Here is a 20,602-nt window from a genome sequence, read left to right as displayed (position 1 = left end):
AACTCTGGCATAACACTTGCTCTTGCCTTTCCGTAGATCTATGAATCCCCAAATAGTGACGGATTATTGGCATGGCGAAGAGCGAAGACGCAGCACAAGCACCCGCAGGTAAGGGCAAGGGCAAGCTCAAGCTTATCCTGTTGATTGTCCTGGGCCTGGTCCTGGCGATCGGCGCGTCCGTGGGCGGCACTTGGTACATCATGCACAGCAGTGCGAGCAAACCGGCACCCGCCGCCGAAACTGCCAGTAACGTCAAGCAACCGGCAATCTTCGAGCCGATGCTTCCGGCCTTTGTCGCCAACTTCAATCAGAACGGTCGTCAACGCTACCTGCAGGTGAGCATCACCTTACTGGCGCGCAACCAGGCGGACCTTGAGGCGCTCAAGGTGCATATGCCGATGATCCGCAACAACCTGGTGATGCTGTTTTCCGCGCAAAGTTTCGACAGCCTGGCCACCCCGGTGGGCCAGGAAATGTTGCGCCAGAAGGTCACTGCCAGCGTGCAGGAAGTGGCCCAGAAAGAGCTCGGCAAAGTGGTGGTCGAGCAGGCGCTCTTCACTAATTTCGTATTGCAGTAGGATCACGACATGGCCGTGCAAGACCTGCTGTCCCAGGATGAAATCGATGCGCTGCTGCATGGCGTGGACGATGGTCTGGTACAGACCGAAATGGCTGCCGAGCCCGGCAGCGTCAAAAGTTATGACCTGACCAGCCAGGATCGCATCGTCCGTGGACGCATGCCGACCCTGGAAATGATCAATGAGCGTTTTGCCCGTTACACCCGCATCAGCATGTTCAACATGCTGCGCCGCTCGGCAGACGTGGCGGTGGGCGGCGTGCAGGTGATGAAGTTCGGCGAATATGTACACTCGCTGTACGTGCCTACCAGCCTCAATCTGGTCAAGATCAAGCCATTGCGCGGCACTGCGTTGTTCATCCTCGACGCCAAGCTGGTGTTCAAACTGGTGGACAACTTCTTCGGCGGCGACGGCCGTCACGCCAAGATCGAAGGCCGCGAGTTCACCCCTACTGAGCTGCGCGTGGTACGCATGGTGCTGGAGCAGGCCTTCATCGACTTGAAGGAAGCCTGGCAGGCGATCATGGAGGTCAATTTCGAGTACATCAACTCGGAAGTGAACCCGGCCATGGCCAACATCGTCGGCCCCAGCGAAGCCATTGTGGTGTCCACCTTCCACATCGAACTCGATGGCGGTGGCGGCGACCTGCACGTGACTATGCCGTACTCGATGATCGAACCGGTGCGCGAAATGCTCGACGCCGGCTTCCAGTCCGACCTCGACGATCAGGACGAACGCTGGGTCAAGGCCCTGCGCGAAGACCTGCTGGACGTCGACGTGCCCCTGAGCGCCACCGTGGCCCGTCGTCAGTTGCGCCTGCGGGATATTTTGCACATGCAGCCGGGCGACGTGATTCCCGTCGAGTTGCCGGAAGAACTGATCATGCGCGCCAGCGGCGTGCCGTCGTTCAAGGTCAAGCTCGGTTCGCACAAGGGCAACCTGGCACTGCAAGTGGTGGAGCCGATCAACCGGCGCTGAGTCACCCGTATTGATGCACCCCTATTTATGAATGTTTGCTCCGCCGAGGACATGTAATGGCTACCGAACACGAAAACACTTCCGCCGAAGACCAGGCCCTGGCCGACGAATGGGCTGCGGCCCTGGAAGAAACCGGCGATGTTGGCCAGGACGATATCGACGCGCTGCTGGCGGCCGATGCCTCCACCGCGCCGGCCAGTAACCGCCTGCCTCTGGAAGAATTCGGCAGCGTGCCGAAGAACAACGACCCGGTGACCCTCGACGGCCCGAACCTGGACGTGATTCTCGACATCCCGGTGTCGATCTCGATGGAAGTCGGCAGCACCGACATCAACATCCGCAACCTGCTGCAGCTCAACCAGGGCTCGGTGATCGAGCTGGATCGCCTGGCTGGCGAGCCGCTGGACGTGTTGGTCAACGGCACGCTGATCGCCCATGGCGAAGTGGTGGTGGTCAACGAAAAGTTCGGCATTCGCCTGACCGACGTGATCAGCCCGAGCGAACGCATCAAGAAGCTGCGCTGACATGAAGTATTCGATGGCGGGACTGTATCTGGCGCTGCCATTGAGCGCCCTGGCGGCCGAGCCGGTCGCGCAAGCGGCCGCCGCCCCCGTGGTGAGCAGCGGCATCGGTGGCCAACTGACCCAGTTGGTGCTGGGCCTGTTGCTGGTGGTCGGGCTGATTTTCGTGCTGGCCTGGCTGATGCGCCGTGTGCAGAGCATCGGTCCGGGCAACGCCCAGGTCATCGAGATGATCGGTTCGCGCGCCCTCGGCCCGCGTGATCGGCTGGTGCTGGTGCAGGTCGGCGAGGAACAGATCCTGCTGGGCATCACGCCTGGCCGCATCACCCCGCTGCACGTGCTCAAGACCCCGGTCAGCGTCGCCCCGACCCAGGCCGCCACGCCAGAATTCGCCCAGCGCCTGATGGAGTTGCTGGGCAAGGATCAGAAGGATAAGAAGTAATGCGCGTTTTATTGACGCTCATGCTGTGGCTGGCCGCGCCATTGGCGTTCGCCGCCGACCCGTTGTCGATCCCGGCGATTACCCTGGGCACCAACGCGGCCGGGGCCCAGGAGTATTCGGTCAGCCTGCAGATCCTGCTGATCATGACGGCGCTGAGTTTTATCCCGGCGTTTGTCATGCTGATGACCAGCTTCACCCGGATCATCATCGTATTCTCGATCCTGCGTCAGGCCCTGGGCCTGCAACAGACACCATCGAACCAGATCCTCACCGGCATGGCGCTGTTCTTGACGATGTTCATCATGGCGCCGGTATTCGACAAGGTGAACCAGCAAGCCCTGCAGCCTTACCTTGCGGAAAAGCTCACGGCGCAAGACGCCATCGACAAGGCCCAGGGCCCGATCAAGGACTTCATGCTGTCGCAGACCCGCTCCAGCGACCTTGAGCTGTTTGTGCGTCTGTCCAAGCGCACCGACATTGCCACCCCGGATCAGGCACCGCTGACGATCCTGGTGCCGGCGTTTGTCACCTCGGAATTGAAGACGGCGTTCCAGATCGGTTTCATGATCTTTATCCCGTTCCTGATCATCGACCTGGTGGTGGCGAGCGTGCTGATGGCCATGGGGATGATGATGCTGTCGCCGCTGATCATCTCGTTGCCGTTCAAGATCATGCTGTTTGTGCTGGTGGACGGTTGGGCGCTGATTATCGGCACGTTGGCCAGCAGTTTCGGCGGAGTGTAGGGCTATGACCCCAGAAGTTGCCGTCGACCTGTTCCGTGAAGCGTTGTGGCTGACCACCATGATGGTCGCCGTGCTGGTGGTGCCGAGCCTGTTGGTCGGCCTGCTGGTGGCGATGTTCCAGGCCGCGACCCAGATCAACGAACAAACCCTGAGCTTCCTGCCGCGCCTGCTGGTGATGCTGGTCACGTTGATTGTCGCCGGCCCGTGGCTGGTGCAGACCTTCATGGAATACATCCTGCAGTTGTACGGCAGTATTCCGCAGTTGATCGGCTGACCGCATGCAATCGCTGCTGGCGTTGACCGACACCCAGATCAGTACCTGGGTGGCTTCGTTTATCCTGCCGCTGTTCCGGGTCACGGCGGTGCTGATGAGCATGCCGGTGTTCGGCACCACCCTGGTACCACGGCGCATCCGCCTGTATTTCGCGGTGGCGATCACCGTGGTCCTGGTGCCGGGCTTGCCGCCGATGCCGCCCGTCAACGCACTGGACCTCAGTGCGCTGATGCTGATTGCCGAGCAGATCCTCATCGGCTCGCTGCTGGGCTTCTCCCTGCAGCTATTCTTTCAGGCCTTCGTGATTGCCGGGCAAATCATCTCGATCCAGATGGGCATGGGCTTTGCGTCCATGGTCGACCCCACCAACGGCGTGTCGGCAGCAGTGATCGGACAGTTCCTGACCATGCTGGTGACCTTGCTGTTCCTGGCCATGAACGGCCACCTGGTGGTGTTCGAGGTGCTGACCGAAAGTTTCACCACCTTGCCGGTCGGCTCGGGGCTGGTGGTCAATCACTTCTGGGAACTGGTGGGGCGCCTCAGTTGGGTGTTGGGCGCGTCACTGTTGCTGGTGCTGCCGGCGATCACTGCGCTGTTGGTGGTCAACATCGCCTTTGGCGTGATGACCCGCGCGGCGCCGCAACTGAATATCTTCTCTATCGGTTTCCCGTTGACCCTGGTGTTGGGCATGGGGATTTTCTGGATCGGCATGGCCGACATTCTCAATCAGTATCAACCGCTGGCGACCGACGCCTTGCAGTTCCTACGTGATCTGGCACGGGCGCGCTGAGCCATGGCCGAGAGCGAGAGTGGTCAGGACAAAACAGAAGACCCCACGGATAAGCGTAAAAAGGACTCCAGGGAAAAGGGTGAGATTGCCCGCTCCAAAGAGCTCAACACCGTTGCGACAATGATGGCCGGTTCCGGCGCCTTGCTGATCTACGGCGGCGGCCTGGCGCTCGACCTGATGGAGTTGATGAAACACAACTTCACCTTGCCCCGCGAAGTGTTGCTCAACCCCGGCGCCATGGGGCAGTACCTGCTGCATTCGGGAAAAATCGCCATACTGGCGGTGCAGCCGATTTTGATCACCTTGCTCCTGGCTGCGCTGATCGGCCCCGTCGCCCTTGGCGGATGGCTGTTCGCTGCGAGCAGCATGGCGCCAAAATTCAGCCGCATGAACCCCGCCGCCGGGCTCAAGCGCATGTTTTCCGCCAAGGCGTTGGTGGAACTGCTAAAGGCGTTGGCCAAGTTCATCCTGATTCTGTTCGTGGCGCTGGCGGTATTGTCCTCCGACATCGATGACCTGCTGCGCATCGCCCATGAACCGCTGGAGTCAGCGATCATCCACAGCGTGCAAGTGGTGGGCTGGAGTGCGTTATGGCTGGCTGCCGGGCTGATCCTGATCGCCGCCGTGGATGCACCGATCCAGCTGTGGGAAAGCCACAAGAAACTGCTGATGACCAAGCAGGAAGTGCGCGACGAACACAAGGACCAGGAAGGTCGCCCCGAGGTCAAACAGCGCATTCGCCAACTGCAGCGCGAAATGTCTCAGCGCAAGATGATGGCTTCGGTGCCCGACGCCGACGTGGTGATCACCAACCCGACCCACTACGCGGTGGCCCTCAAGTACGACCCGGAGAAGGGCGGCGCGCCGATGCTGCTGGCCAAGGGCAGCGACTTCACCGCGCTGAAGATCCGCGAAATCGCCGTGGCCAACGACATTCTGTTGCTGGAATCGCCGGAACTGGCGCGGTCGATCTTCTACTCCACCGACCTCGACCAGGAAATCCCTGCCGGGCTATACCTGGCGGTGGCGCAGGTGTTGGCGTATGTCTATCAGATTCGCCAGTACCGTGCGGGCAAAGGCAAGCGGCCTGATCCGCTTAAAGACCTGCCGATTCCGCCGGACTTGCGCCGCGATTCTTGACGGGTCGTTCAAATTGGCACTGTGCCATTCGTCGTAAAACCTTCCTGACCTGTCAACTTTGACAGTAGCCAGCATCGCTTGCTCGCGGTTCTATTGCCTCAGGTACTGCGCAGCAAAATGCCGGGAGTGGAGCGATGCAGCTATTCACAGGCTGGGTTAAGTCTTATGACCAGCAGACCGGATTGGGTTCGATTGCGCTGGATAGTGGGGGAGAGGAGGTGTCGGTAGATCTGTGCAGTTCGGATAGACGTCTGCTTTCGCAAGGCCAGAAAGTGGCCTTCCGGATGATCCATCGACCCGATGGCATCTATGCATGCGATATCGAACTGATCTGACGGCACCTGTGTAAGTCCTTGATTGAAGTGTACGGAGAACGGCCATGGCAACGGGCACTGTGAAATGGTTTAACGCGGAGAAGGGGTTTGGGTTTATCAGCCAGGATGGCGGCGGCGATGTGTTCGTCCATTTTTCCGCCATCCAGGCAGAGGGTTTCAAGTCTCTTGAAGAGGGCCAGAAAGTGGAGTTTCTCGTCGAAAAAGGGCCTAAGGGCGATCAGGCCACGAGCGTGAAAACCCTCTCTAAATAACGTCGGCTGGTTTGATCGTTCCCACGCAGAGCGTCGGAGCGATCCACCATCAGGTCGTTAAGTGCCCGCGATCGTTCCACCGGTGGTGCTATTGAGCGCCCGCTCTGCCAGTAACTGGGCCAGTTCGACTAATTGTGCAATTCCTCGTGCCCCCTCGCGTCGAATCCCTTCCTGCTCAAACGAAAAGTCATTGAGCAATCCATTGGCTCAAGCAAGTGTTTCGCTGAGGCCTGCCAGCAGGTCTTCGGTCATTTGAATCAGTTGATCCCCGACCTGCTCGTCCGTCAGTCAGTCCTCGTCATAAGGGATCTGCGACCTCACGCAAAAGTTGGAAGGCTTCTTGCAATACCGCCTTCAGGACGCCCTCTGGCGTCAAAACTTTGCTTCAAGGAACGCGAGGAATACCGGTGGTAGATCGCTCTCAAATGCTCAACACGGCCCGTGGCACCCTGACTGATTTGTCGCGGGGCAATCTGGGTGTGCCGTTGTTGTTGCTGGTGATGCTGGCAATGATGATGTTGCCAATACCGCCGTTCCTGCTCGACGTGTTCTTCACCTTCAACATTGCCTTGTCCGTCGTCGTGTTGCTGGTCTGCGTCTATGCCCTGCGGCCGCTCGACTTTGCGGTCTTTCCGACCATCCTGCTGATCGCCACGCTGCTGCGGTTGGCGCTGAACGTGGCGTCCACGCGGGTGGTGATGCTCAACGGCCAGGACGGTCACGCCGCCGCGGGTAAGGTGATCCAGGCCTTCGGTGAGGTGGTGATCGGCGGTAACTACGTGGTCGGTATCGTGGTGTTCGCGATCCTGATGATCATCAACTTCGTGGTGGTGACCAAGGGCGCCGGGCGGATTTCCGAGGTGAGCGCGCGCTTTACCCTCGATGCCATGCCCGGCAAACAGATGGCCATCGACGCCGACCTCAACGCCGGCCTGATCGACCAGAACCAGGCCAAGTCGCGCCGCTTGGAAGTGGCTCAGGAAGCCGAGTTCTACGGTTCCATGGACGGTGCCAGCAAATTCGTGCGCGGCGATGCCATCGCCGGCCTGTTGATTCTGTTCATCAACCTGATCGGCGGCATGGCGGTCGGGATCTTCCAGCACGGCATGACCTTTGGCGATGCGGGCAAGGTCTACGCCTTGCTGACCATCGGTGACGGTTTAGTGGCGCAATTGCCATCACTGTTGTTATCCACAGCTGCGGCGATCATGGTGACCCGTGCGTCGGGCTCCGAAGACATGGGCAAGCAGATCAGCCGGCAGATGTTTGCCTCGCCCAAGGCCCTGGCCGTGGCGGCAGGCATCATGGCGATCATGGGCCTTGTGCCCGGCATGCCCCACGTCTCGTTCTTGAGCATGGCGGCTTTGGCCGGCGGCGGCGCCTACCTGTTCTGGAAAAAGCAGAACGTGATCAAAGTGACTGCCCAGCAAGAAATCGCGCGCCAGCAGGAACTGCTGCCGTCGCCGGCCCGCGCCCAGGAAACCAAGGAGTTGGGCTGGGACGATGTGACCCCGATCGACATGATCGGCCTGGAAGTCGGCTACCGCCTGATTCCGTTGGTCGACCGCAACCAGGGCGGCCAATTGCTCGCGCGGATCAAGGGTGTGCGCAAGAAGCTGTCCCAGGACCTGGGCTTCCTGATGCCCACCGTGCATATCCGCGACAACCTCGACCTGGCCCCCAGCGCCTACCGCCTGACCCTGATGGGCGTGATCCTCGCCGAAGCCGAGATCTACCCTGACCGCGAGCTGGCGATCAACCCAGGCCAGGTGTTCGGCACGCTGAACGGTATAACCGCCAAAGATCCGGCTTTTGGTCTGGAGGCGGTCTGGATCGAAGTCAGCCAGCGTAGCCAGGCGCAGTCCCTCGGGTACACCGTGGTGGACGCCAGCACCGTGGTCGCCACGCACCTCAACCAGATTCTGTACAAGCACTCCCACGAGCTGATCGGCCACGAAGAAGTCCAGCAATTAATGGGTTTGCTGGCCAAGGCGTCGCCAAAACTCGCCGAAGAGCTGGTGCCGGGCGTGCTGTCGCTGTCGCAATTGCTCAAAGTGTTGCAGGCGCTGCTGTCCGAACAAGTGCCGGTGCGCGACATTCGCAGCATCGCCGAGGCCATCGCCAACAATGCCGCCAAGAGTCAAGATACCGCCGCCCTGGTGGCTGCGGTGCGCGTCGGATTGTCCCGCGCTATCGTGCAAAGCATTGTAGGGGTTGAGTCTGAGCTGCCTGTGATCACCTTGGAGCCAAGGTTGGAACAAATATTGCTCAATAGTATTCAGAAGGCAGGACAAGGTCAGGAAGAGGGCGTTCTGCTGGAGCCAAGCATGGCTGAAAAACTGCAGCGTTCGTTGATCGACGCCGCACAGCGCCAGGAAATGCAGGGCCAACCGGTGATTCTGCTGGTGGCAGGTCCGGTCCGAGCGATGTTGTCGCGGTTTGGACGCCTGGCAGTGCCGAATTTGCACGTTTTGGCTTATCAGGAAATCCCTGACAACAAGCAAGTGACTATCGTCGCGACAGTAGGGCCCAACGGCTGAGGTAGTGGGTTATGCAAGTAAAGCGTTTTTTCGCCGCCGATATGCGTCAGGCCATGAAACTGGTACGTGACGAGCTGGGCGCCGACGCTGCGATTATCGGTAACCGTCGTATTGCCGGCGGTGTCGAGCTGACGGCTGCCCTGGATTACACCCCTTCGGCGCTGGCCCCGCGTGTCCCGAACATGGAGCTTGAAGACGAGCTGCGCAAGACGGCCTCGCGCATTGTCTCGGCCCAGGCCGAACTGAGCATGCGTGGCGACAGTGATGCGACCACCAATCGCCAGTTGTTCGCCGGCCTGCCGCTGACCGCCGCCGAGCCGTTGATCGAGCCGACGTTCATCGAACCGCCGCGTCCTGCCGCGCCAGCCCCGGCCGCCGCAGTCGACCAGCGTGTGTTCGATTCGATGCGTTTTGAACTCAACGGCCTGCGTGAGCTGCTGGAAGTGCAGCTTGGTTCGCTGGCGTGGACCCAACTGCAAGGCAGCAAACCGCAACAGGCCAACCTGTGGCGTCGCCTGCAACGCATCGGCCTGTCCGGCCCGTTGTCCCGCGACCTGCTGGCGCTGACCACCGAAATCGAAGAACCTCGCCAGGCCTGGCGCATGTTGCTGGCCCACCTGGCGCGGATGATCGTGACCCCGGAAATCGAACCCCTGGAAGAGGGTGGCGTGATCGCCATGGTCGGCCCTGCCGGCATGGGCAAGACCACCACCCTGGCCAAGCTGGCCGCGCGTTACGTGCTCAAGTACGGCGCCCAGAATATCGCGCTGGTGAGCATGGACAGCTACCGCATCGGTGCCCAGGAGCAGCTCAAGACCCTGGGCCGTATCCTCAATGTGTCGGTGACCCACGTTGACCCGGGCCAGTCCCTGGCCAACGCCCTCGATCCGTTGCTGCGCAAGCGTGTGGTGTTGATCGATACCGCCGGCCTGCAAGCCAGCGACCCGGCGTTGCGCCTGCAACTGGAAAGCCTGGCCGGGCGTGGTATCAAGTCGAAAAATTACCTGGTGCTTGCAACCACCAGCCAAAAACAAGTTCTTACCGCTGCGTACCATAGCTACAAGCGCTGTGGCCTGGCCGGATGCATCCTCACCAAGCTCGATGAAACCGCGAGCCTGGGTGAGGTGTTGAGCCTGGCGATCAGTCATGAACTTCCGGTCGCCTACCTGACCGACGGGCCGCGGATTCCAGATGATTTGCATCTGCCGCGCCGTCATCAGTTGGTCAGCCGTGCCGTCAGCGTGCAAATGCAAGAAGAGCCTAGCGAGGAAGCGATGGCCGATATGTTCGCTGACCTTTACCACAACCCGGCAAAACGGGTGGGTTGAGGTCAGCATGAACACCCTGAATTGTATCTACATCGATGGTCTGCAGCGATTCACGCGGCCAACCCATGTAGCCTGCGTCTAAGCAAGACAAGGTAAAGAAATAAAATGGGCAGCATGCATCCCGTACAGGTGATCGCGGTGACCGGCGGCAAAGGTGGCGTCGGGAAAACTAACGTGTCAGTGAATTTGTCCCTGGCCCTGGCAGAGCTTGGCCGTCGTGTCATGCTGCTGGATGCTGACCTGGGATTGGCGAACGTCGACGTTTTGCTGGGGCTCACGCCCAAACATACCCTCGCCGATGTGATCGAGGGCCGCTGTGAGCTGCGCGATGTGCTGCTGCAGGGCCCTGGAGGCATCCGCATCGTGCCGGCCGCCTCGGGCACTCAGAGCATGGTCCACCTGAGCCCGGCGCAGCATGCCGGCCTGATTCAGGCGTTCAGCGATATCGGCGACAACCTCGACGTGCTGGTGATCGACACCGCCGCCGGGATCGGCGAGTCCGTGGTCAGCTTCGTGCGCGCCGCGCAAGAAGTCCTGCTGGTGGTCTGCGATGAACCCACCTCGATCACCGACGCCTACGCCCTGATCAAACTACTGAATCGTGACTACGGCATGAACCGCTTCCGCGTGCTGGCCAATATGGCCCAGAGCCCGCAGGAAGGGCGCAACCTGTTCGCCAAGTTGACCAAGGTCACAGATCGCTTTCTCGATGTCGCCTTACAATACGTCGGCGCAGTTCCCTATGACGAGTGTGTACGCAAGGCTGTGCAAAAGCAGCGTGCAGTCTACGAAGCGTTCCCTCGTTCGAAATGCGCCTTGGCGTTCAAGGCTATTGCTCAGAAGGTCGATACCTGGCCATTGCCCGCCAACCCACGGGGGCATCTGGAGTTTTTCGTCGAGCGATTGGTGCATCAGACGAGCGCAGGACCGGTGCTATGACAGCCAGCGGCTATAACCTTTACAAGAAATCGGCACGTGACTGCCAAGGTGAATTGATCGAGCGCTATGCGCCCCTGGTCAAGCGCATTGCTTATCACTTGCTGGCACGCCTGCCCGCCAGCGTCCAGGTCGAAGACTTGATCCAGGCCGGCATGATCGGCCTGCTCGAAGTGTCGACCAAATACGACGCGAGCAAAGGTGCGAGTTTCGAGACGTATGCGGGTATCCGTATCCGTGGCGCGATGCTCGATGAAGTGCGTAAAGGGGATTGGGCGCCGCGTTCGGTACACCGCAATACGCGCATGGTCAGTGACGCAATTCGTGCAATTGAAGCAAAAACCGGTCGCGACGCTAAAGATCACGAGGTTGCGGCCGAACTCCAATTGAGTCTCGACGATTATTACGGGATTTTGAACGATACCTTGGGCAGCCGCCTGTTCAGTTTCGACGACCTGTTGCAGGACGGCGAACACGAAGGGCTGCACGAGGATGGCGCGAGTACTCATCTCGAGCCGTCGCGTGACCTGGAAGATGAACGCTTTCAGGGGGCGCTGGCGGACGCGATTGCCAATTTGCCGGAGCGTGAGCGACTGGTGTTGGCGCTGTACTACGACGAAGAGCTGAACCTCAAGGAAATCGGTGAGGTCCTGGGGGTCAGCGAATCGCGTGTCAGCCAACTGCACAGCCAGTGCGCAGCCCGCTTGCGGGGACGCCTGGGAGAATGGCGCGCGCGCTGACAGGCAGTGTGGGGACACTGCAAACACTACCGTGAGGGCCCTGGTCTTCGCGGGTGAGTTTCGTGGTGCCCTGGGCAGTCCTTTTTGTGTAACGCCTGTTGATTGAAATGGCGCGTCCAGGTGCTGGGCGCGTTTAAGACTGCTTGGAGGTCGAATTGGACAAGAACATGAAAATCCTCATCGTTGATGACTTCTCAACGATGCGGCGGATCATAAAAAACCTGTTGCGTGACCTTGGGTTCACCAACACGGTCGAGGCGGATGACGGCCTTACGGCGATTCCGATCCTCAACAGCGGGAGCATCGACTTTCTGGTAACCGACTGGAACATGCCCGGCATGACCGGTATCGACTTGCTACGTCATGTGCGCGCCGATGAAAAACTGCGCACTCTTCCCGTGTTGATGGTGACCGCCGAAGCCAAGCGTGAGCAGATCATCGAAGCCGCCCAGGCCGGGGTTAACGGCTACGTGGTCAAGCCATTCACTGCATTGGCCTTGAAAGAGAAGATCGAAAAAATCTTCGAACGCATCCACGGCTAATGCCATCGCGGGGGAGCTATGGAGCATAAAGAAACGTCACAGGGGGACTTTGAGTCGACCCTGAAAAAGCATGCTCACCAGCTCGTCGAGAGCCTTGAAAAAGGCCAGTTCGGCGACGCGGTGCAGTTAATCCATGAGCTTAACCAGACCCGTGACCGCGGCCTGTATCAGGAAGTGGGCAAGCTCACGCGCGAGCTGCACAGTGCGATCGTCAATTTTCAGATTGACCCGCACATGCCCCAGGCCGAAGAGATTTCGCAAATCACCGATGCTACTGAACGCCTGTCCTATGTGGTCAGGCTGACTGAAGCGGCGGCTAACCGCACCATGGATCTGGTGGAAAACGCCACGCCCCTGGTCAACGGCATGGCCAATGAAGCCCAGGCCCTCAGCGTTGACTGGGGCCGCTTCATGCGTCGGGAAGTGGGGGCTGAGGAGTTTCGTGAGTTGGCCCGTCGGGTCGAGGGTTTCCTGTCGCGCAGCGAACAGGACAACCACACGGTGTCCAGCAACCTCAATGACATTCTGCTCGCCCAGGATTATCAGGACCTCACCGGTCAGGTGATCAAGCGCGTGACCCAATTGGTCACCGAAGTGGAAAGCAACTTGCTCAAATTGGTGCTTATGGCAGGCCAAGTCGATCGTTTCGCCGGCATCGAACATGACCGCGAAGCGATCCTCTCGGAAAAAGATCCACAAAAACATCTCGCCAAGGGTGAAGGTCCGCAGATTCATGCCGATAAACGTGAAGACGTTATGTCAGGTCAGGATGACGTAGATGACCTGTTATCCAGTTTAGGCTTCTAAGGAGCACACCCATGAGCTTCGGCGCCGATGAAGAAATCCTTCAGGATTTCCTTGTAGAGGCCGGCGAAATTTTAGAGCAACTGTCCGAACAACTGGTCGAGCTGGAAAGCCGCCCGGATGATGCGAACCTGCTCAATGCAATTTTTCGCGGTTTTCACACTGTAAAAGGGGGCGCCGGCTTCCTCCAGCTCCATGAGCTGGTGGAGTGCTGCCACATCGCCGAGAACGTGTTCGACATCCTGCGCAAGGGTGAGCGTCACGTTGATTCGGAGCTGATGGACGTGATTCTCGAAGCACTGGATGCGGTCAACGGCATGTTCAGCGAAGTCCGCGAACGTGCCCCGATCACCGCCGCCACTCCGGAACTGCTGGCCGCCCTGGCGCGCCTGGCTGAACCTGCCGACACCTCGGCCGCGCCGGTGGTGGAAGCGGCTCCGGAGCCTGTGGTCGAAGCCGAAGTGGATGTCACCGACAGCGAGTTCGAGCAACTGCTCGACTCCCTCAATGCGGTCAAGGCCGAAGCCGAAGCGCCGCAAGCAGTTGCAGCAGTTGCAGCAGTCGCTGCGCCCGCCGCGCCGACCAGCGAAGATATTACCGACGCAGAATTTGAATCCCTGCTCGATCAGTTGCACGGCAAAGGCCAGTTCGCCGCCGACGCCGTTGCCCCCACCGCTGCGCCGCAAGCGCCGGCGGCCACCGCCGGCACCGACATTACCGACGACGAATTCGAAGCCTTGCTCGACCAGTTGCATGGCAAGGGCGCCTTTGCTGCCGATGCCTTGCCGGAAGTCGCTGCGACTGCCGCCGCACCTGCTGCCAGTGCAGCACCTGCCGGCGACGGGCTGATTTCCGATCACGAATTCGAAGCGTTGCTCGACGAATTGCACGGCAAGGGCAAGTTCACCGAAGTGGCCCCGGCCGCAGCGGCGACGGCCGCTCCGGTAGCCGCCAAACCAGCGCCGGCCAAAGCCGCAGCACCTGCTGCTGCCGCCAAGCCGGCGCCGGCCCCAGCTGCTGCTCCCGCATCCGCGCGAGCCCCAGCGGCGGCCGTGGCCGACAAGCCCGCCAGTGAAGCCGAAACCACCGTGCGCGTGGATACCGCGCGGCTGGACGACATCATGAACATGGTCGGCGAACTGGTGCTGGTGCGTAACCGCCTGGTGCGCCTGGGCTTGAGCAGCGGCGACGAAGCCATGCAGAAGGCCGTGTCGAACCTCGATGTGGTCACCGCCGACCTGCAGACCGCAGTGATGAAGACGCGGATGCAGCCGATCAAGAAAGTCTTCGGCCGCTTCCCGCGCCTGGTTCGCGACCTGGCACGTCAGCTCAAGAAAGAGATCAACCTGGAACTGGTGGGTGAAGAAACCGACCTCGACAAAAACCTTGTCGAGGCCCTGGCCGACCCGCTGGTCCACTTGGTGCGCAACGCCGTCGACCACGGCGTAGAAACCCCGGAAGAACGCGAAGCCGCGGGCAAGTCCCGTGGCGGCAAGGTGATTCTGGCGGCGGAGCAAGAGGGCGACCATATCCTGCTGTCGATCACCGATGACGGCAAAGGCATGGACCCGGCGATCCTGCGGGGTATCGCGGTCAAGCGTGGCGTGATGGACAAAGACGCCGCCGACCGCCTGACCGACACCGAGTGCTACAACCTGATCTTCGCCCCGGGCTTCTCGACCAAGACCGAGATTTCCGACGTGTCGGGCCGTGGCGTGGGCATGGACGTGGTGAAAACCAAGATCAGCCAGCTCAACGGTTCGATCAATATCTACTCGACCAAGGGCCTGGGCTCGAAGATCGTCATCAAGGTGCCGTTGACCCTGGCGATCATGCCGACCCTGATGGTGATGCTGGGCAACCAGGCCTTCGCCTTCCCGCTGGTCAACGTCAACGAAATCTTCCACCTCGACCTGTCGCGCACCAACGTGGTGGACGGCCAGGAAGTGGTGATCGTGCGCGACAAGGCGTTGCCCCTGTTCTACCTCAAGCGCTGGCTGGTCGCCTCGGCTGCCCATGAAGAGCAGCGCGAAGGCCATGTGGTGATTCTCTCCGTGGGCACCCAGCGCATCGGCTTTGTCGTCGATCAACTGGTCGGCCAGGAAGAGGTCGTCATCAAGCCTTTGGGCAAAATGCTGCAGGGAACCCCGGGCATGTCGGGTGCGACCATCACCGGTGACGGTCGCATCGCATTGATTCTCGATGTTCCGAGCATGCTCAAGCGTTACGCCGCACGGCGTATTTGATTCTGGTGGGGCAGGGCGGTATTGCCCGCCCCGCCTAACGGAGTGTTTATGGTAGTCAAGGTCCTGGTGGTGGACGATTCAGGTTTCTTCCGCCGCCGCGTCTCGGAAATTCTTTCCGCCGATCCAACGATCCAGGTGGTCGGTACGGCCACCAACGGCAAAGAGGCGATTGATCAAGCCATAGCGTTGAAGCCGGACGTGATCACCATGGACTACGAGATGCCGATGATGGATGGCATCACCGCAGTCCGGCACATCATGCAGCGCTGCCCGACCCCGGTGTTGATGTTCTCCTCGCTGACCCATGAAGGCGCCCGGGTCACCCTGGATGCGTTGGACGCCGGCGCAGTGGACTTCCTGCCGAAGAATTTCGAAGACATCTCGCGCAACCCCGAGAAGGTCAAGCAGATGCTGTGCGAGAAGGTCCACAGCATTTCGCGCAGCAACCGTCGCAGCCTGTTCAGCGCCCCGGCGCCCGCGCCGGTCGCAGCCCCGGCCGCACCCACCGGCACCGCGTTTGGTCGCACGGCTCCGGCGCCTGTGGCCCGGGCTGCCGTAGCACCTGCGCGCACTCCTGCGCCCAGCGCCCATTCGCCGGCGCCGAAACGCAAGGCGTATAAACTGGTCGCCATCGGCACCTCGACCGGCGGCCCGGTCGCCCTGCAACGGGTATTGACCCAACTGCCGGCCAACTTTCCGGCGCCGATCGTACTGATCCAGCACATGCCCGCCGCGTTCACCAAGGCCTTTGCCGAGCGCCTGGACAAGCTGTGCCGCATCAGCGTCAAGGAAGCCGAGGATGGCGACATTCTGCGTCCAGGCCTGGCGCTGCTGGCCCCTGGGGGCAAGCAGATGATGGTCGATGGCCGTGGTGCGATCAAAATCCTGCCAGGCGATGAGCGCCTCAACTACAAGCCCTGCGTGGACATCACCTTCGGTTCGGCAGCCAAGTCCTACGGCGACAAAGTTCTGGCGGTGGTGCTCACCGGCATGGGCGCCGACGGTCGTGAAGGCGCGCGCCTGCTCAAACAGGGCGGCAGTGCAATCTGGGCCCAGGACGAAGCCAGTTGCGTGATCTATGGCATGCCGATGGCTATCGTCAAGGCTGACCTGGCCGACGCCGTCTACAGCCTGGACGATATCGGCAAGCATTTGGTGGAGGCCTGCCTCTGATGGATGTACTGAGCCTGATCGGCATCACCATGGCATTTGTCGCGATCATCGGCGGCAACTACCTCGAAGGCGGGCACCTCGGTGCCCTGGCCAACGGCCCGGCGGCGCTGATCGTGATCGGTGGCACCGTCGGCGCGGCGTTGCTGCAGTCGCCCTTGAGTTCGTTCAAGCGAGCCATGCAGATCCTGATCTGGATCATTTTCCCGCCGCGTGTCGACCTGGCCGGTGGTATCGACCGCGTGGTCAACTGGAGCCTCACCGCACGCAAGGAAGGCCTGCTGGGCCTGGAAGGCGTGGCCGACGCCGAGCCCGACAGCTACGCGCGCAAAGGCCTGCAATTGCTGGTGGACGGCGCCGAGCCGGAGGCGATTCGCAGCATCCTGGAAGTGGATTTCTACACCCAGGAAAGCCGCGATATCAATGCCGCCAAAGTCTTTGAAAGCATGGGCGGCTACGCGCCGACCATCGGCATCATCGGTGCGGTGATGGGCCTGATCCACGTGATGGGCAACCTGGCCGATCCGTCGCAACTGGGCAGCGGCATTGCTGTGGCGTTTGTCGCCACCATCTACGGTGTGGCGAGTGCCAACCTGGTGTTGTTGCCGGTCGCCAGCAAGCTCAAGTCGATTGCCACGCGCCAGTCGCGTTACCGTGAAATGCTGCTCGAAGGCATCCTGTCGATTGCCGAGGGCGAGAACCCGCGCTCCATCGAATTGAAGCTCCAGGGCTTCATGGACTGATGGGAGGTATTGGTTGTGAGCCGTCGCCGTCGCGAGCCTGAAGAACACGTCAACCATGAACGCTGGCTGGTGTCCTACGCGGACTTCATCACCTTGCTGTTTGCGTTTTTCGTGGTGATGTACTCCATCTCGTCGATCAACGAAGGCAAGTACAAAGTCATTTCCCAAGCCCTGATCGGCGTGTTCAACGACGCCGACCGTTCGCTCAAGCCGATCCCTATCGGCGAAGAGCGGCCCAAGACCGTGACCCCGGCCAAGCCGCTGGTCAACGACAGCGATGAGACCTCCGCCGGCATGGGCGGCACCGGCGACCCGCTGAAAAGCATCGCCGACGATATCAGTGCCGCGTTTGGCGACCTGATCAGCTCCAACCAGATGACCGTGCGCGGCAATGAGTTGTGGGTGGAGATCGAGCTCAATTCGAGCCTGCTGTTTGCCAGCGCCGATGCCATGCCCAGCGACCAGGCGTTCACCATCATCGACAAGGTGGCGGCGATCCTCAAACCGTTTGAAAACCCGATCCACGTGGAAGGCTTTACCGACAATTTCCCGATCAGTACCGCGCAGTACCCGACCAACTGGGAGCTGTCGTCGGCCCGGGCGGCGAGCATCGTGCGGATGCTCGCGATGCAGGGTGTGAACCCCAGTCGCCTGGCGTCGGTCGGCTACGGCGAGTTCCAGCCGGTGGCCAATAACGCCACGGTCGAAGGTCGCGCCCGCAACCGCCGGGTGGTGCTGGTGGTCTCGCGCAACCTGGATGTCCGCCGCAGCCTGACCGGCACCGGCACGGCAAATGCGAGCCCGGACGCAGCATTGAAGCGGGCTGGCACACAAACTGCACCGGCCTCTGCAACGCCGCCGGTACGGCAAAGCTCCGTCAATTCTCCGTCACCGGCTCAATAACTTATGCACTGTCTCGGTCGCGCCTGTGCCCACCGGGAGGAACCAACCGAATGAGAGTCTGGGCAGTTGCCAATCAAAAAGGTGGAGTCGGCAAGACCACCACCTCCATCGCCTTAGCCGGCTTGCTGGCTGATGCGGGCAAGCGCGTGGTCGTGGTCGACCTGGATCCCCACGGCTCGATGACCAGCTATTTCGGCTACGACCCGGACGCGCTGGAGCACAGCAGCTATGACTTGTTCCTGCACAAGGGCAACGTGCCGAGCGATCTGCCCGGGCAACTGCTGCTGCCCACCAGCAATGAAAGCATTTCCCTGCTGCCGTCGAGTACCGCCCTGGCCACCCTTGAACGCCAGTCGCCGGGGCAGAGCGGCCTGGGCCTGGTGATCGCCAAGACCCTGGCGCAACTGTGGCAGGACTTCGACTACGCGATCATCGACAGCCCGCCGTTGCTCGGTGTGCTGATGGTCAACGCCTTGGCGGCCAGCCAGCAATTGGTGATCCCGGTACAGACCGAGCACCTCGCGGTCAAAGGCCTGGAGCGTATGGTCAGCACCCTGGCGATGATCAATCGCTCACGCAAACAGGCGCTGCCGTTCAGCATCGTGCCGACGTTGTTCGACCGCCGCACCCAGGCGTCCCTCGGCACCTTGCGCGTACTGCGCGATGCCTACCCGGACACCATCTGGGAAGGCTACATTCCGGTGGACACGCGCCTGCGCGACGCCAGCCGTGCGGGCCTGACCCCTTCGCAGTTCGACGGTAAAAGTCGCGGCGTGTTGGCGTATCGCGCGCTGCTCAAGCACCTGCTGTCGCAACAACTTGTGGCGCAGGTGGCGTGATGAACCGTCCCGTCGAACTCAAGGTCAAGACCCGGCCGCAACTGGCACTGGAATCCTACCTGGATGCCTTGCTGCAGGAAGCGACCGCCGAAGACCTGCCGGAACCGATCCTGGCTCTCGAACCCGTCGTCGAAGCGCCAAGCACACTGGATGAATTCCAGTTGGCGGTGCTGGAAGAACAGGCGCGTGATGCGCAAGTTGTGGTACCGACGATTGCACCTGTTGTGGTTGCGCCTGTGGTGGTCGAGCCGGTGGTTGAAGTTCACATGCCGCCGAGCATCACACCGCCGCCGGTCACCGGTGACGGCCGTCCGGCGTGGGCCGCAGAGCCGTTCGAATGCCTGCTGTTTGACGTCGCCGGGTTGACCCTGGCGGTGCCGCTGGTGTGCCTGGGCTCGATCTACTCGCTGGAAGGTCAGGAGTTGACGCCGCTGTTCGGGCAACCGGAATGGTTCCTCGGCATCCTGCCCAGCCAGGCCGGCAACCTCAAGGTGCTGGACACCGCGCGCTGGGTGATGCCCGATCGCTACCGCGATGACTTCCGCCAGGGCTTGCAATACGTGATCTCGGTGCAGGGCTACGAGTGGGGGCTGGCGGTGCATCAAGTCAGCCGCTCGTTGCGCCTGGACCCGAATGAAATCAAATGGCGCAGCCACCGGGGCCAGCGCCCCTGGTTGGCGGGCACCGTGATCGAACACATGTGCGCGTTGCTCGACGTCGCCGAACTGGCCGAGCTGATCGCCAGCGGCGCCGTCAAGTCGATGCCGGGCCAGCAACGCAGTTAATTGAACAAGATCGGCCGCACGGTTGTGCGGCCACAGCGAAGAAGCACACACGCCGTGTCCAACGGCATTTGAAGGGGTCAGGGGTATGAATAAGTCAGCGTCCGCACAAGGTTTGGATGATCCGATCCTGCAATGGGTTACCTTCAAACTGGACAACGAGTCCTACGGCATCAACGTCATGCGCGTGCAGGAAGTGCTGCGCTACACCGAAATCGCTCCGGTTCCGGGGGCGCCAAGCTACGTGCTGGGCATCATCAACCTGCGCGGCAACGTGGTGACCGTGATCGACACCCGCCAGCGTTTCGGCCTGATACCGACCGAAGTCAACGACAACACCCGTATCGTCATCATCGAGGCCGACAAGCAAGTGGTCGGGATCATGGTCGACAGCGTGGCCGAAGTGGTTTACCTGCGCCAATCGGAAGTGGAAACCGCGCCGAACGTGGGTAACGAAGAGTCGGCCAAGTTCATCCAGGGCGTCTGCAACAAGAACGGCGAACTGCTGATTCTGGTCGAGCTGGACAAGATGATGAGCGAAGAAGAATGGTCGGATCTGGAGAGCATCTGATTGTTCCTTGAAGCAGCGGTGATCGTCCTGGCCCTGTTGTGGGCCGGGACATTGGCGTTTTTGCTGCGCTCAGTGCGCCAGCAACGCGAGTGGGTGGCGCAACAGGCCGAACGCGACGCCGTGCGTGATCGGCGCGTGGTCGAGTTGGCCAAGCGCGTTGATCACTTCCAGCAAAGTGCCGTGCGGGTCGGGGATGAGGTGCATGAATTGCGCGCGATCCTCGCACCCATGCCGGATAAGTTGGAGCAGTTGGAACAGCGTGATCCCGCGAACCTGTCTTTTGCCCAGGCGGCGAAGCTGGTGGGCATGGGCGCGACCGTGGATGAACTGACGCAGTCGTGTGGGTTGACCCAGGCTGAGGCGCAGTTGATGAGCAAGTTGCACAAAAGCTGATTGCGGCCTGGCA

General features: G+C 60.9%; 25 protein-coding genes. 24 read left to right on the top strand and 1 reads right to left on the bottom strand.

What is annotated here, in order from left to right; genetic code table 11:
• Positions 1 to 71 precede the first annotated feature (71 nt).
• The 10 genes from fliL (at position 72) to MOQ67_RS22630 (ending at position 6,052) form a co-directional block, all read left to right on the top strand.
• Positions 72 to 578, top strand: coding sequence for a flagellar basal body-associated protein FliL (gene fliL / locus MOQ67_RS22675; RefSeq protein ID WP_198717144.1), 507 nt, complete (start codon positions 72 to 74; stop codon positions 576 to 578).
• A gap of 9 nt (positions 579 to 587) precedes the next feature.
• The gene (gene fliM, locus MOQ67_RS22670) at positions 588 to 1,556 is read left to right on the top strand and encodes a flagellar motor switch protein FliM (RefSeq protein WP_198717143.1); all 969 of its coding nucleotides are present in this window, start codon (positions 588 to 590) and stop codon (positions 1,554 to 1,556) included.
• A gap of 56 nt (positions 1,557 to 1,612) precedes the next feature.
• The gene (gene fliN / locus MOQ67_RS22665) at positions 1,613 to 2,080 is read left to right on the top strand and encodes a flagellar motor switch protein FliN (protein WP_198717142.1); all 468 of its coding nucleotides are present in this window, start codon (positions 1,613 to 1,615) and stop codon (positions 2,078 to 2,080) included.
• A 1-nt stretch (position 2,081) separates the two neighbouring features.
• Positions 2,082 to 2,519: a flagellar biosynthetic protein FliO gene (fliO, locus tag MOQ67_RS22660; RefSeq protein WP_198717141.1), complete on the top strand. Its 438-nt coding sequence runs from the start codon at positions 2,082 to 2,084 to the stop codon at positions 2,517 to 2,519.
• Entirely contained in the window at positions 2,519 to 3,262 is a 744-nt protein-coding gene (gene fliP / locus MOQ67_RS22655; RefSeq protein ID WP_198717140.1) for a flagellar type III secretion system pore protein FliP, read from the top strand. The genes fliO and fliP overlap by 1 nt, the downstream gene beginning before the upstream one ends.
• 4 nt (positions 3,263 to 3,266) lie before the next feature.
• Positions 3,267 to 3,536: a flagellar biosynthesis protein FliQ gene (gene fliQ, locus MOQ67_RS22650; RefSeq protein WP_003175300.1), complete on the top strand. Its 270-nt coding sequence runs from the start codon at positions 3,267 to 3,269 to the stop codon at positions 3,534 to 3,536.
• Between the two features lie 4 nt (positions 3,537 to 3,540).
• The gene (fliR, locus tag MOQ67_RS22645) at positions 3,541 to 4,326 is read left to right on the top strand and encodes a flagellar biosynthetic protein FliR (protein ID WP_198717139.1); all 786 of its coding nucleotides are present in this window, start codon (positions 3,541 to 3,543) and stop codon (positions 4,324 to 4,326) included.
• A gap of 3 nt (positions 4,327 to 4,329) precedes the next feature.
• Positions 4,330 to 5,466 carry a flagellar biosynthesis protein FlhB gene (gene flhB / locus MOQ67_RS22640; RefSeq protein WP_198717138.1) on the top strand — a complete coding sequence of 379 codons (1,137 nt, stop codon included), beginning with the start codon at positions 4,330 to 4,332 and terminating at the stop codon, positions 5,464 to 5,466.
• A 134-nt stretch (positions 5,467 to 5,600) separates the two neighbouring features.
• Entirely contained in the window at positions 5,601 to 5,801 is a 201-nt protein-coding gene (locus MOQ67_RS22635) for a cold shock domain-containing protein (RefSeq protein ID WP_198717137.1), read from the top strand.
• Between the two features lie 44 nt (positions 5,802 to 5,845).
• Positions 5,846 to 6,052, top strand: coding sequence for a cold-shock protein (locus MOQ67_RS22630; RefSeq protein ID WP_198717136.1), 207 nt, complete (start codon positions 5,846 to 5,848; stop codon positions 6,050 to 6,052).
• 57 nt (positions 6,053 to 6,109) lie between these two features.
• Here the strand turns inward: MOQ67_RS22630 and MOQ67_RS22625 are convergent, their stop codons facing one another.
• On the bottom strand, positions 6,110 to 6,250 hold the full coding sequence (locus MOQ67_RS22625; protein WP_372436518.1) for a DUF6124 family protein: 141 nt from the start codon (positions 6,248 to 6,250) through the stop codon (positions 6,110 to 6,112).
• Positions 6,251 to 6,477: 227 nt separating this feature from the next.
• On the opposite strand from MOQ67_RS22625, the gene flhA reads away from it, so the two are divergent.
• From flhA to MOQ67_RS22555, 14 genes are all read left to right on the top strand, one after another.
• Positions 6,478 to 8,592 carry a flagellar biosynthesis protein FlhA gene (gene flhA / locus MOQ67_RS22620; RefSeq protein ID WP_198717170.1) on the top strand — a complete coding sequence of 705 codons (2,115 nt, stop codon included), beginning with the start codon at positions 6,478 to 6,480 and terminating at the stop codon, positions 8,590 to 8,592.
• Between the two features lie 11 nt (positions 8,593 to 8,603).
• Positions 8,604 to 9,920: a flagellar biosynthesis protein FlhF gene (gene flhF / locus MOQ67_RS22615; protein WP_198717135.1), complete on the top strand. Its 1,317-nt coding sequence runs from the start codon at positions 8,604 to 8,606 to the stop codon at positions 9,918 to 9,920.
• A gap of 105 nt (positions 9,921 to 10,025) precedes the next feature.
• Positions 10,026 to 10,859, top strand: a complete 834-nt coding sequence (gene fleN, locus MOQ67_RS22610) for a flagellar synthesis regulator FleN (protein ID WP_003192912.1) — start codon at positions 10,026 to 10,028, stop codon at positions 10,857 to 10,859.
• Entirely contained in the window at positions 10,856 to 11,596 is a 741-nt protein-coding gene (gene fliA, locus MOQ67_RS22605) for an RNA polymerase sigma factor FliA (protein ID WP_198717134.1), read from the top strand. The genes fleN and fliA overlap by 4 nt, the downstream gene beginning before the upstream one ends.
• A 167-nt stretch (positions 11,597 to 11,763) precedes the next feature.
• Positions 11,764 to 12,138: a chemotaxis response regulator CheY gene (locus tag MOQ67_RS22600; RefSeq protein WP_198717133.1), complete on the top strand. Its 375-nt coding sequence runs from the start codon at positions 11,764 to 11,766 to the stop codon at positions 12,136 to 12,138.
• Between the two features lie 18 nt (positions 12,139 to 12,156).
• A complete protein-coding gene (locus MOQ67_RS22595; protein WP_017845401.1) occupies positions 12,157 to 12,945 on the top strand; it encodes a protein phosphatase CheZ in 789 nt (262 codons plus the stop codon).
• 11 nt (positions 12,946 to 12,956) lie between these two features.
• Positions 12,957 to 15,188, top strand: coding sequence for a chemotaxis protein CheA (locus MOQ67_RS22590; RefSeq protein WP_198717132.1), 2,232 nt, complete (start codon positions 12,957 to 12,959; stop codon positions 15,186 to 15,188).
• Between the two features lie 48 nt (positions 15,189 to 15,236).
• Positions 15,237 to 16,361 (top strand): protein-glutamate methylesterase/protein-glutamine glutaminase, encoded by a 1,125-nt coding sequence (locus tag MOQ67_RS22585; RefSeq protein WP_198717131.1) that lies wholly within the window; start codon positions 15,237 to 15,239, stop codon positions 16,359 to 16,361.
• Complete coding sequence (locus MOQ67_RS22580; RefSeq protein WP_198717130.1) at positions 16,361 to 17,101, top strand: flagellar motor protein; 741 nt, start codon at positions 16,361 to 16,363, stop codon at positions 17,099 to 17,101. The genes MOQ67_RS22585 and MOQ67_RS22580 overlap by 1 nt, the downstream gene beginning before the upstream one ends.
• A gap of 15 nt (positions 17,102 to 17,116) precedes the next feature.
• A complete protein-coding gene (gene motD, locus MOQ67_RS22575) occupies positions 17,117 to 18,004 on the top strand; it encodes a flagellar motor protein MotD (RefSeq protein ID WP_198717129.1) in 888 nt (295 codons plus the stop codon).
• A 50-nt stretch (positions 18,005 to 18,054) separates the two neighbouring features.
• Complete coding sequence (locus MOQ67_RS22570; protein ID WP_198717128.1) at positions 18,055 to 18,843, top strand: ParA family protein; 789 nt, start codon at positions 18,055 to 18,057, stop codon at positions 18,841 to 18,843.
• Positions 18,843 to 19,628 carry a CheW domain-containing protein gene (locus MOQ67_RS22565; RefSeq protein WP_198717127.1) on the top strand — a complete coding sequence of 262 codons (786 nt, stop codon included), beginning with the start codon at positions 18,843 to 18,845 and terminating at the stop codon, positions 19,626 to 19,628. Before MOQ67_RS22570 ends, MOQ67_RS22565 begins: the two co-directional genes overlap by 1 nt.
• Positions 19,629 to 19,713: 85 nt before the next feature.
• Positions 19,714 to 20,196 (top strand): chemotaxis protein CheW, encoded by a 483-nt coding sequence (locus MOQ67_RS22560; RefSeq protein ID WP_198717126.1) that lies wholly within the window; start codon positions 19,714 to 19,716, stop codon positions 20,194 to 20,196.
• Positions 20,197 to 20,589, top strand: coding sequence for a DUF2802 domain-containing protein (locus tag MOQ67_RS22555; RefSeq protein WP_198717125.1), 393 nt, complete (start codon positions 20,197 to 20,199; stop codon positions 20,587 to 20,589).
• The last annotated feature ends 13 nt before the right edge of the window (positions 20,590 to 20,602 follow it).

The sequence above is a fragment of the Pseudomonas sp. LY-1 genome (genome assembly GCF_053502595.1).
This window is presented reverse-complemented; position numbering and strand designations above follow the sequence as displayed.